The organism is Bacillus sp. AFS098217 (assembly GCF_002551815.1).
Taxonomy (GTDB): Bacteria; Bacillota; Bacilli; order Bacillales; family Bacillaceae_G; genus Bacillus_A.
This window is the reverse complement of record NZ_NVPR01000082.1, coordinates 1-12013: the sequence shown is the minus strand read 5'-3', so window position 1 is coordinate 12013 and position 12013 is coordinate 1. Positions and strand designations below refer to the sequence as shown.

General features: G+C 33.4%; 10 protein-coding genes and 1 riboswitch. Of the genes, 4 read left to right on the top strand and 6 right to left on the bottom strand.

What is annotated here, in order from left to right; translation table 11 throughout:
• Positions 1 to 284: 284 nt before the first annotated feature.
• The 4 genes from COO03_RS20845 to COO03_RS20830 form a co-directional block, all read right to left on the bottom strand.
• The gene (locus tag COO03_RS20845; RefSeq protein WP_097898976.1) at positions 285 to 752 is read right to left on the bottom strand and encodes a GNAT family N-acetyltransferase; all 468 of its coding nucleotides are present in this window, start codon (positions 750 to 752) and stop codon (positions 285 to 287) included.
• A 390-nt stretch (positions 753 to 1142) separates the two neighbouring features.
• On the bottom strand, positions 1143 to 1820 hold the full coding sequence (locus tag COO03_RS20840) for a PRK06696 family protein (RefSeq protein WP_097898975.1): 678 nt from the start codon (positions 1818 to 1820) through the stop codon (positions 1143 to 1145).
• A 124-nt stretch (positions 1821 to 1944) separates the two neighbouring features.
• Complete coding sequence (locus COO03_RS20835; RefSeq protein ID WP_097898974.1) at positions 1945 to 2748, bottom strand: VOC family protein; 804 nt, start codon at positions 2746 to 2748, stop codon at positions 1945 to 1947.
• A gap of 264 nt (positions 2749 to 3012) precedes the next feature.
• Positions 3013 to 3468, bottom strand: a complete 456-nt coding sequence (locus tag COO03_RS20830) for a GNAT family N-acetyltransferase (RefSeq protein ID WP_097898973.1) — start codon at positions 3466 to 3468, stop codon at positions 3013 to 3015.
• A 680-nt stretch (positions 3469 to 4148) separates the two neighbouring features.
• A riboswitch (Lysine riboswitch) is annotated at positions 4149 to 4341 on the top strand.
• 112 nt (positions 4342 to 4453) lie between these two features.
• On the opposite strand from COO03_RS20830, the gene COO03_RS20820 reads away from it, so the two are divergent.
• The 4 genes from COO03_RS20820 (at position 4454) to COO03_RS20805 (ending at position 8665) form a co-directional block, all read left to right on the top strand.
• Complete coding sequence (locus COO03_RS20820) at positions 4454 to 5917, top strand: amino acid permease (protein ID WP_097898971.1); 1464 nt, start codon at positions 4454 to 4456, stop codon at positions 5915 to 5917.
• Between the two features lie 204 nt (positions 5918 to 6121).
• Complete coding sequence (locus COO03_RS20815; RefSeq protein ID WP_097898970.1) at positions 6122 to 6661, top strand: GNAT family N-acetyltransferase; 540 nt, start codon at positions 6122 to 6124, stop codon at positions 6659 to 6661.
• A gap of 392 nt (positions 6662 to 7053) precedes the next feature.
• Positions 7054 to 7257: a DUF1657 domain-containing protein gene (locus COO03_RS20810; protein ID WP_097898969.1), complete on the top strand. Its 204-nt coding sequence runs from the start codon at positions 7054 to 7056 to the stop codon at positions 7255 to 7257.
• Between the two features lie 646 nt (positions 7258 to 7903).
• Positions 7904 to 8665 carry a class I SAM-dependent methyltransferase gene (locus tag COO03_RS20805; protein ID WP_097898968.1) on the top strand — a complete coding sequence of 254 codons (762 nt, stop codon included), beginning with the start codon at positions 7904 to 7906 and terminating at the stop codon, positions 8663 to 8665.
• A gap of 44 nt (positions 8666 to 8709) precedes the next feature.
• Here the strand turns inward: COO03_RS20805 and lepB are convergent, their stop codons facing one another.
• Positions 8710 to 9231 carry a signal peptidase I gene (gene lepB / locus COO03_RS20800; RefSeq protein WP_097898967.1) on the bottom strand — a complete coding sequence of 174 codons (522 nt, stop codon included), beginning with the start codon at positions 9229 to 9231 and terminating at the stop codon, positions 8710 to 8712.
• Positions 9232 to 9343: 112 nt separating this feature from the next.
• Complete coding sequence (locus tag COO03_RS20795) at positions 9344 to 11479, bottom strand: peptidoglycan D,D-transpeptidase FtsI family protein (RefSeq protein ID WP_097898966.1); 2136 nt, start codon at positions 11477 to 11479, stop codon at positions 9344 to 9346.
• Positions 11480 to 12013 lie beyond the last annotated feature (534 nt).

Below are 12013 nucleotides of genomic sequence, written 5' to 3'. Positions count from 1 at the left end.
TTAATACAGGAATGCTTTTTATAAACACATAAGCTGTATACAAAAATGAACAAGCCATTTTGATTAATTTTTTTCAAAATGGCTTCAATTTATTAGCTGTAAAATAAGGGCTTGCGTACTATTTTTAATCAAACTTTATTCAAAAGCTACACTCTTGAAAAGTGACTATAAAGTAATATAATTTTAAAATTTCAACCAAGCATAACCCCGTTCTAAATTTAGGACGGGGGTATGCTTGGTTGTTTAATCTTTGCTCTGTTCTTGTACTTAAGCACCTGTTTACTTTAAGAAGGAAAATATTCCATAGGTTCTGTACAATGGATGTAACCATTTTTCTTATAATAATTAATGCTATCATCACTTGGCCACACAATAATAAATTCGTATCTATTTTCTTTAGTCCACTCATTTATTGTGGTAAGGAGCTTACTCCCAATACCCTTATTTCTATATTCTTTAATAGTAAATACGTTCGTCATATAAGCAAATGGATGTGTTATTCTACCAGGACGGGGTACTTTTTGTATTAATGTTATATATATGTGTGATACAATTTCTCCATTTTCCTCCGCAACCCAAATAAACCATTGATCACTATTAAGGGCATTCTCTAAAAAAGATTGACATTTCTTTTCAAAATCATTAAATGGAGTTTGTTCGATTTTTCTACTTTCATCATATTCGATTGTAAAATCCCATCTCATTCTTATTAATTGCTGAATGTCTTTTACTTCAGCAAGTCTTATATTCATCTATAATTCCCCTCCTTAACTATTAATTCTTCTGTCACTAAATTGTACCTTCAGCTTAAGTATATTTCTTTACAATCTCACACCAAAATTAACATAAATATCTAATTTTTCAAAAATTTCATTCTATTAAATAGCCCGACTGTGGAATAGCATAACTGGTGTTTTTTAAGAAACTTTATTGTTACTTAACATCTCTTACCTAATGATGAAAAGGATATAAATAAATAGAATTTTTATTAAATTTTTTTATGAAAATTAAATTTTATTTTCTAAGAAGAAAATCCATTTTGTGGAACATAAGTTTAGTGGACATTTTTAATTAAACTTTATTCAATGGCTACAGAAGGAATCTTTTTCATTCACGTAATTCTTTTGAATAGATATTAATTGTTATTTATTTTTCATATTTTTAAAAACAGCTACAGGCTCCTCTATATCATTATTAATAATAACAATATCCGCACATTCTTTCGGATTATGCTCATTTATGTACATTTGACAAGCAGCGTGATATCGTATCAAAAACATTTCCTCCGCTTTTTCGTAGCTTCCAAAGGTCTCTTCTTCTCGTTTTGAACCACGTTTTCTAGCAATATCAAAGTCTGTATCTACAAAAATTTTATAATCAAATAGATGCTCCATCTCTTTTTTAAATAAAAAAGTCCCGTCCACTACTAACACCATATCATTCGAAGCTAGTATAGGCGGATTATATACAGGAATATCCGTTTTTAAATGATGGGATGTTATTTCATAATGTAAACTTCCTCCAGGCCCTAAAGGGACTAGTAATCTTTCCCGAAAAGACTTGTAATCATGGGCATCCTCATAATATCCTTTTGCTGACTCTTTTCCTTGTAGATAACGAATCGCTCTTGGGTTATGAAATTCATCTATGCTAGTTCGTATTATCTTTTTTCCGTGCTTTGTCATTTCTTCCGCTAATTCATTTGCAAATGTTGTTTTTCCAGAAGCTGTAATACCACTAATGCCGATTCTTAACGGATGATCTCGTTTAAATGTTAAAATATGATTGACTATTTCACAAATAAGTTTTTGACGTTTCAATTTATTGTACCCCTTACTTTTTACGTATTTACACATATATACATTGTTGATTGATGAAATATGTTTTTTCTGATTCTCTTTTAATCTGCGATACTTAGCACTTCTTCCACATAGAACCCCCCGATTAATATATGTATAAACTACCTAAAATTTGTTTTTTTCTCTTCTGCTTATCTAATCCTTGAAATTCAATCGCAAAAGGAACTTCTCCATATTTTAATAACTGTTCTTGTACAAACCCTTCACCGATCGGTTCGCAAAATTGAACATTTACATTTTCAAATAACACACTTTGGCACATTGCATTCCATTCTTGATGAACTTCAGAAGAATCCACCTGTACTTCCATCATTTCTTTCCATTTCTCTGTTGTTTCACGAACATTCTTCACCGCATAAAATATCGTCTCAATTTCTTTTGTTTCATTGCTATGAGAGGCAATCATACCTACTTTTTGTAAATCCAACTTTCTACTTTCATCAGATTCTTCCCACTGTATAAAGAAAGGAAATTTCGGTCCGTTTTCTTGCTGCTCAATAAATAACATTCTCCATTCTAAAAGATGACCGTCATTTCTCACTCTTTTCCCTTCAAATGGGCCAATCATTTTCAATCCTTTTTCTACAAACTTAACTGCAAGTTCTTCAATCCGATCCGTACGAATCGCAATTTGTAACATACCTTCTCTATCTTTTAATTTAACAACTGTTTCCTGAACTAGTGGATTGTCTGCTTGCTTAGCTTTATTTTCATCTTGTACTGCTAAAAATTCAATGTATGATAAATCAAAATAACATAAGCTATTCCATGTTCCCCAGTTTGTATGTTCTCCGCCTTGTACCGTATGGAATCCAAGCTCCTTCATTCTCTTTTCCGCTTCCTTTGGTGTACACCTAACAGCATGAACAAGGTGATCAAATGCTAACATATCCCTTCCCCCTTCTTTATACCCTTTATTATATAATTTTCCTGTTATTTCATTCAATTCCAAAAAAATCACAAGACGTAGTTTATTTATGAGGTTAATAAGTATTATAAAAATTTAATATCATGCTGATTGAAAAAAACAAAGGCTCTTTTCTCACACGGGAAAAGAGCACTTTTTCATTTATTATTACGCTTTCCTACATTGCCGTAGGTCTTATCATTATAAATTCCATTTTCTTGTCTGTCGAAATCATTCACAACTAAATCATGACATTTTCTCTATTCTCCAATGAATCATTGTGTCTGTTACACTTATTTTTTTCATGTTTAATTTTTCTAACACACGAATAGAACCATGGTTATCATGAAGTGTTTCAGCTACTATCCTATCAACTTTTGATGTAAGAAAAGCCCACTGAATTAATGCCCCTACAGCTTCTGTTGCATAACCTTTATTCCAATATTTCTCAAGGAACCCATATCCCACTTCTACCTCTTTATTCCCATTTGGTTTCCCCTTAAAACCTATATCACCAAGGACCATACCATCCTTTTTTCGAACAACGAGCCAAACGCCCCAATACAGTAAAGAAGAATCTTCTTTTAATTTTTGTACATAATTTGCGATATGCGGTCCATTATCGTACCCTTGCTGAATAGCAATTTTAACTGTTTCTTCCGTACATGGTATAATATGTAGTCTTTTCGTTTCTAATTTCATTATTATTTCTCCTTTTGGTTAACTGTAATCACCCCGGCAAAAATGGATGTACAAAACATAGAACGATCCCCTTTCGTAACTAAGATTCCTTAATCATACACTCAGAACAAAGAATATTCAATATTTTAAAACTACTCATAAATACGATTACTTTCATTTAGCAACTCACCCTAATCCAAAGACAAAACTTCAATCACTGAGGATAACTTTTCTTCTCTATTTTTCATGTCAATTATATATACATCAATTAAAAAACCGACATACCCCCCCCTATTTTTAGGTGGGAGAGAGNNCGAAGTAAAAACAGAAAGAGCAAACGAGTGTAGGTTACTTTTTATTCTGCATAGTAGGGATTTAGATGTTGAAAAATTAAAATGGATTTATATAACAGCATTTTTGCTACAGAAAATGATTCTAAGCAACGCTGTCGAAAATTATTTTCTGAATTTTCTCTTAATTTTAAAGGGTTTTCTGTTACTTTTTGCGAAACATTTGTATAACAATTTTTTCATTGTTCTGTTTACATATCAAATAGGTTCGGGTGGAGTTTTGAAAGCGTTTCCTATACAATAACCGATATTTTTCGATTTTTTCTTCAATAATTCCTTGCAATATTTTCAGAAAGTCATTACAATTGCCATATATTAAAAATCATAACAATAAACAAATCCTCATCAATCCGATGAGGTAGAGGTTGCGACTTTTATAAGTAAGGCGGATTAGACACAGAGAATGTCAATGACTCCGTTTGAAAGGAAAAGTTGCCGAAGTTTATATTTCTTCTCTGGAAATATAAGCTGGGGCTGTCTCCGAATAGGAACAGAACTGTCACGTTTACAAAATACCGTGTAAACGTGGGGTGCTATCTTAACGGAAGGGTATGATGGGGTGGTTATTTGTGAAACGTTCCGCCAAATTCCTTTGGCGGTTTTTTGTATTTTTCTCCCCCGCTCCTTCCTATCTTACAAGAAAAGGAGTGTTGAACATGAATAGCGCAACAAATCAAGCTACCTCTAAAACTCAATCTACGCAAGGACAAGGTGAACTTAGGCGCGGATTGAAATCTCGCCATCTTACAATGATTTCTCTCGGTGGTACAATTGGTACCGGACTATTTCTTGCCAGCGGTGGTGTCATTCACACAGCTGGCCCTGGCGGAGCTCTTGTAGCATACGCCGCAATTGGAATTATGGTTTATTTTTTAATGACAAGCTTAGCTGAATTAGCAGCATACATGCCTGTCGCTGGATCCTTTAGCACATACGCAACAAGATTTGTTGATCCATCGCTTGGATTCGCACTTGGGTGGAACTATTGGTACAACTGGGCCATTACAATTGCCGCTGAACTGTCAGCAGTAACATTAATTATGAAATTTTGGTTCCCAAATACCCCTTCCCTTATCTGGAGTGGTCTTTGTTTAGTCATTATGTTTCTTTTAAATTACTTATCAGTTAAAGGATTTGGTGAAGCAGAATATTGGTTTGCACTTATTAAAGTAGTTACTGTTATTATCTTTTTAATCGTTGGATTTATGATGATCTTTGGTATTATGGGTGGTGAACCTGTAGGATTCAAAAACTTTACTATTGCAGATGCACCATTTAACGGCGGCATCATGGCAATTATCGGTGTATTTATGGCTGCTGGTTTTTCATTCCAAGGAACTGAATTATTAGGTGTAGCTGCTGGCGAAACTGCCGATCCAGAGCGTAGTATTCCAAAAGCCATTCGTTCAATCTTTTGGCGCATCCTATTATTCTACATCTTTGCAATTCTTGTTATCGGTCTATTGATTCCTTATACGACTGATAGTCTTGCAGCGAGTGATGTAACAGTAAGTCCATTTACACTTGTATTTGAAAAAGCGGGGATTGCATTTGCTGCGTCTGTTATGAATGCTGTTATTTTAACTGCTGTTCTATCCGCTGGTAACTCAGGCATGTACGCATCAACCCGTATGCTTTGGGATTTAGCAAGACAAGGAAAAGCACCGAAATTTTTAGGTAAATTAAATAGCCGCGGCGTACCTGTTAACGCGTTAATCGCAACTTCAGTAGTTGGCTGTGCCGCATTCTTAGCTTCCTTATTTGGCGACGGTGTTGTATATGTATGGTTATTAAATGCATCTGGAATGTCCGGATTTATTGCATGGGTAGGAATCGCTATTAGTCATTATCGTTTCCGAAAAGCATACATTGCACAAGGAAAAGATTTGAATGACCTACCGTATAAAGCAAAATGGTTCCCATTTGGTCCAATCTTCGCATTTACACTTTGTGTAATTGTCATCTTAGGACAAAACTACGGCGCATTTATGGGTAAGTCGATCGATTGGAATGGTGTACTCGTTTCCTATATTGGTTTACCACTCTTCCTTGTACTTTGGTTAGGTTATAAATTCACAAAGAAAACAAAAGTAGTTCCTCTTGATAAATGTGAACTATAAATGATTAGAGACAGCAAATATCTCATATTTGCTGTCTTTTTTAGTACAATGAAATTTTGCAAAGGACATATTTCATGTATGTCGAATATTGTATTACATGTGTAATTTTTACATAAAGAAGGTGTGACATGTTTGTAAATACCAAAACCGAAACAGAAAAATTACAATTACAAAAAAATTATTCTTACAAAGGATGGGATTAAAATGAACGTCACATTAGAAGCTGTAGCCACAGAACAACTAGAAATATTAAAGAATTTCTACGCCCTATACTTACATGATTTATCCGAATTCTCCCCTACCCTTCATCCAAATGAAAATGGATTTTTTGAATTTGATGCGTTTAAACTTATTTGTACTCGTGAGGAGCTTATCCCGTATTTCATTAAATACGAGGAAAAATATGTTGGTTTTATCCTATTCGCTAAAGTACCATTTACGGCCCCTAAAACAGACTTTTGTATTAACGATTTTTTCTTATTAAAGCCGTATAGAGGAAAACAAATAGTTGATCAAGCCATTTTAGAGATTTTCAAACAACATATGGGAACATATTACGTGGCCCAATTAAAAAGCAATTCGAGAGCCGTGGCTTTCTGGAAAAAATTCTATCAAAAAAACGAGATTGAATATCAAGAAATTGAGAAAATGGATGAAGATGATTTGTGCTTAACACAAACCTTTACAGTGCCAGCGTTATTTACCCTTTCAGCATTACATGACCGGCTATTAAAAGATAATTAATAAAAGAGCAAATACAGAGGAATCAAATAAGAGAGGTTGGAGCATAACTGCTCCTATTTGTGCTGAACACCAACAGGGGCGAATCCTATTGTTGGAAGTTCCACTTTATTCTCGAAGCATCTACTTTTTTACTGGTAAAGAAAAAGCTTCTTCCCTATTTAATGTATCTCGGTATGGATAAAAACAAACTGTTTAATCATTTTTAACTGCGCAACTTCTCTTCGTATTTAATATCCATCTAACATGGCTTTTTCTGTACGATTCGTTTAGTATTTTTTAATCTTCGTCAATGTATTCATTCTATAAAGATAACCAAAATTTAGAAATCATATTTTTAGTAGAAAATAGCTATTCTAAATAGTGAATTCATAATTATAAGGAGGAATTTAATTATGACAGTAATTACTAAGCTTAAACAAACTATTTCTGGATTAAAAAGTGCTCAAGCATGTTTAGAAGGATTTGTTCTTGATACTGACAATCAGCAAGCAAAACAACTGTATCAAAATGCAGCTCAGCAAACGCAGACAATTATTGATTCTTTAGAACCACGTGTTCAGGAAATTCAACAAGATGAGCCTCAGTATAATCAATAAAACGCAGTAATCTTCAGATTTTTTGTAGAGACCGTTTCATGGTTAGTTGTATATATCTAGAAAGTATTTATACTTTTTTAAGCTAACTGAAAAGAGATGATTTAATTTTGCTCTTTTTCTGCAGGTAATAAATCAACAAATAACAAGTTTCCCGTATCTTATATAACAGTAAGCAAACCCAATTTCTTTTTGTTAACTATTATTAACATCCAGAATACCGACTTTTTCCACATACTATCAATGAGTCAGTTTACCAATATAAATCATTTGAAAAATTCAAAAATCCTCATGAATTATATTACTACTAATAGGACAAGTTATTTCGCTTGTCCTGTTCTCGATTATAAAACGACTGGATTTAGTATTACGAGCCCTAGTGAAACACTTGTATATGGCCTTTCAATTAAAAAATAAGAAATACCCTTGTTTCTTCTTTGAAGCAAGGGTATTTCTTATTTCCTATTAAATCCACTTTCAGCAGGTATTATACTTGTAAATCTAGAAAATAAAATAACATGCCTTTATCAGGAGTGGTTCCTTATGAAAATACTAGAACATGAAACATAACAACGATATATTTTAATTAGAGGTCCTCCATTTATGTTCGTTTACTCTATTTTTAACATAACGAGCAGGAGGATGTAACATGAAACATGATAAATTATTTTTAGCACTTTTAGAAAACGCAAATACAAGATTTAGTGGGTGGGATTTTTCCTTTATTACAGAAACTGGTCGCATGAAGAGTCAGTTACTATCTTGGTCATATGGTAGTATGGCCTTTCAGCTTATACAAAATGCAAATGCTATGCTGGATATGGGAACAGGTGGCGGAGAGTTTTTATCAATGTTAAAACCCTTTCCCCCTTCTGTTTATGCGACTGAAGGCTATACCCCAAATATCCCGATAGCAAAAAACAAATTAGAACCTTTAGGTGTAAAAGTTGTAGAAGTAGCTAGTGATAATGCTTTACCATTTGCTGATAAACAATTCGATTTAATTTTAAATCAACATGAATCCTATGTAGCATCAGAGGTAAAAAGAATTCTATCTCCAAACGGCATATTTCTTACCCAACAAGTAGGCGGGCTTGACTGTGCTGAAATCAATGAACACTTGAGCGTACCACTTAATCAAGAATATGCAGATTGGACTTTAGAAACAGCCTGTAACGCGTTACAGCAAAACGGTTTTACCATTTTAAAATCAAAAGAAGAGTTCCCACTTCAAAGATTTTATGACATCGGTGCTTTCATCTACTATCTAAAAGCAATACCTTGGCAAATCCCTGAGTTTACTACTAAAAAATATTACAACAAGTTATATAATATACATCAATTGATCTTACAAAAAGGGTATTTTGATGTAAAACAGCACCGATTCTTAATACAAGCTAGATATCAATAAAAACAGCCGTGTTTCTATATGAAACACGGCTGTTTTTATCTCGTTCAATCTATTAATCTCGCTTTTGAAAAAGGATAATAGACAAATTCTACTTTACCAATAATACTAGCTTCCTCAATATATCCAAGACCATTTCGGCTATCTTTACTTTGAGAGCGATTATCTCCCATTACAAATAATTTATTTGGTGGAATTTTTGTCCTTTTATACTCCGAAAATATTTGTAGTTCATTTGGTAACTCTCTATTAATATATTGTTCTGTTTGTTGTTTATCATTTAAATAAAGGGTGCCGTTTACGATCTGTATTGTTTCACCTGGAAGTCCAATGACTCGCTTCACATAATATTTAGAGTTATCCCTATCTTTAATCACAACGATTTCTCCATGATGTAGAGAATTGAAACGTGTAACGGCTGTATTTACAAAAACATAATCTTCGTCTTGTAAAGTTGGTTGCATGGATTTCCCTTCTACTTTACACAAAGTAAAAGAATTTATGATGACTAACATAGCAAATATGAATAGAACAAATTCCCCCCATTGATTCTTAATTTGCCGCTCCATATGTATCCCCCATTCCACCAACACTCCTAATCTAAAAAACACTTCACTGTACAATATATTTCATACTCGGTACAGTGAAGTGCGACTATTCCAGCTATATTTATAGATTTTTTTATTGTGCTTTATTAGACTGCTCTACAGGAACTGGATTTCCATTCACTCTCTTAACTTTCAAATCAAAATATGCATCTAAAATATCTTTACCAATTTTAGAATTCACTCCAGATTTATCATCATTTACCCACGGCACAACAACTGAAAATGCCACTTCTGGATCAGCATCATATGGCGCATAGCCAGCTAAAGTTAAATTATAGCATTTTTTTCGGTTTCCATTTTCATCTCTTCCAATGTCGTTATCGCCACCATAAACAGTTTCTGCTGTTCCTGTTTTCCCAGCTGGTTTATAAGGAAGATTTTTAAAAGTTGCTACACCCGTTCCGTCTCCTTCTTGAAATACCCTTCTGAATCCTTCCTTCACTTGATCGATATAATTTTTGTCCATATCTATACGGTTTAAGACAACCGGTTCCATTACTTGTACTACTTTTCCAATGTCTTCTGGTTTAGTTGGTTGTTCTCTAATTTCTTGTACAATTTGCGGTTTCATTCGATAACCACCATTTGCAATTGTCGACATGTATTGCACAAGTTGAAGTGGTGTATATGTATCGTATTGGCCGATCGAATAGTCAAGTAAAAAACCCGGGATTTGATCCGTTTTCCCCTTTTGTCCTGCCGATTCATTCGGTAAATCAATACCAGTTGGAACCCCTAAACCAAATTGTGTAAAATGATATCGCATTTTATTAAACGCTTCCTGCTTAATGTTTAGTGTACTATTAGGTACATAATCAACCTCTGCAATCTTTAAAGCAGTGTTAAACATGTATACGTTAGAAGATACTTGTAAAGCTCTTAAATCATCAATATCACCAAACTCTTTCCATGACTTTTTATCTTTTGTTCCTTTAAAACTCATTGGTGCATCAACAAAATGAGTAAATGGTTTGATCGCACCCGTTTGATATCCAGTTAGTAATGTAGCACCTTTAACAGTTGAACCAAGCTCATAAGAACTTGTCATTGTACCAAGTGCATAATCTTCTACTTGTATTTCTCCATCTTTATTTACAAGTTTCTTTCCTGCTATTGATAAAATTTGTCCATTTTTCGGATTCATCATTATAACAAAAGCACGATCCAACATTGGTTCCGCCGGTTTAAATGCCCTTAAGTTTTTTTCAAGACTTTCTTCTACCTTCTTCTGCAAATCCATATCAATTGTTAACATTAAATTATTTCCGCTTTTCCCTTTCGTAATCTCTTCCGTCCGAAGAAGATTCCCTTCTTTATCAGTAATATGTTTAAACTGCCCCTTTGCACCATGCAACGCATCTTCATATTGTTTTTCAATATAACTTTTACCGACTCGATCATTACGGGTATAATCACGGACCAAATAATAATCTAATTGCTCCTTTGGTAATCCCTCATCGGCACTAGAAACACTTCCAAGTACAGAACGAAGTATTTTATCATTAGGATACTCGCGTTCCCAATCCACTGTAGTATCCACCCCAGGAAGAAGCGCTAAACTCTCACTAATGATTGCATATTCATTAGGACTTACATCCTTTTTTATAATTTGAGGCGTCATTTTGTATCCAGCATTCATTTTACTTTTAATTGCTAATACCTCTATATCCTCTGGTGTTAGCTCTTTTAACTCTTCTGCTGTAATTCTTTCGCGTCTAAGCTCTTCCACTTTTTTATCTAATTCTTTTCCCTCTATTTTCTTTTCTCTTAATTTATTTTCATCCTCTTTTGTTACTTTTGCATCTGCACGCTTCTTATTTAATTGCATCCAAAAATCTTTTTTATCTGTATCGGTTAGCTTGTCCATTGATTCCTGTGGCATTTCAATTAACTTTGCTAATTCCCTTGCCGTTTTCAAAATCTCCTTAGCGTCTACACCTTTCATTTTTGTATATGTAACTGTCCGAAGCGGTTTATTATCCACAATCGCCTTTCCTTCTCGATCAAAAATTTTCCCCCTAGGAACTGGCGCACTCACTGTTAAATCTTCCTGTTTTTCTACTACATTTTTATATGTTTCACCATCTACAATTTGAACTTTTCCTAACTGAACAATAATCGCTGAAAACATAAGAAATACGCAAAAAAATAGTACATTTAGACGAAACGGAATATGGTTTTTCTTCTTTTTCTGCTTCTTCTTTTTCATTCAGCTTCCCCCCTTTATTCTATTCATTTTCTTTACAGTCTAAAAAACAAGTTCACTAGACATAACTGAAGCTTATAAAATAAAACTTTAATCAGTAGAAATTTTCTTGCCACTGATTATTCATCCTCATCCAACTTCCTTGCCTTTGTTAAATTTTGAGGTAGGAGTGATCCTACTAATTCATGCGGGATAAATGAATTAGTAGTCATTATATTTATTTATATGATATATATAGAATTCTATATTATTCCAAAAAGAATGAAAAGATAAAATTTTCAGTTTCCAATCGCTATATATACATCAATTAAAAAACCGACATAACCCCCTTTTTTAGATGGGAGAGAGCATCTNNTGAAAATGGATTTATATACATATCGATAACTCGATTCAAGATAATAAATTGAAAAACTTTTAAAATTTGTATTCCTTAATGTGTGAACCTTACTCATTCACGCATTACATTTAAATATATGAATATATTATTACAAAGTTCTTAAAAAGATAATAAGAAATAGTAAAGAAATGGTAAAGAAA

Excerpts from the sequence above, each read along its gene's own strand:
- COO03_RS20845 (WP_097898976.1), bottom strand. The coding sequence starts at position 752 with ATGAATATAAGACTTGCTGAAGTAAAAGACATTCAGCAATTAATAAGA.
- COO03_RS20835 (WP_097898974.1), bottom strand. The coding sequence starts at position 2,748 with ATGTTAGCATTTGATCACCTTGTTCATGCTGTTAGGTGTACACCAAAG.
- COO03_RS20830 (WP_097898973.1), bottom strand. The coding sequence starts at position 3,468 with ATGAAATTAGAAACGAAAAGACTACATATTATACCATGTACGGAAGAA.
- COO03_RS20820 (WP_097898971.1), top strand. The coding sequence starts at position 4,454 with ATGAATAGCGCAACAAATCAAGCTACCTCTAAAACTCAATCTACGCAA.
- COO03_RS20815 (WP_097898970.1), top strand. The coding sequence starts at position 6,122 with ATGAACGTCACATTAGAAGCTGTAGCCACAGAACAACTAGAAATATTA.
- COO03_RS20810 (WP_097898969.1), top strand. The coding sequence starts at position 7,054 with ATGACAGTAATTACTAAGCTTAAACAAACTATTTCTGGATTAAAAAGT.
- COO03_RS20805 (WP_097898968.1), top strand. The coding sequence starts at position 7,904 with ATGAAACATGATAAATTATTTTTAGCACTTTTAGAAAACGCAAATACA.
- lepB (WP_097898967.1), bottom strand. The coding sequence starts at position 9,231 with ATGGAGCGGCAAATTAAGAATCAATGGGGGGAATTTGTTCTATTCATA.
- COO03_RS20795 (WP_097898966.1), bottom strand. The coding sequence starts at position 11,479 with ATGAAAAAGAAGAAGCAGAAAAAGAAGAAAAACCATATTCCGTTTCGT.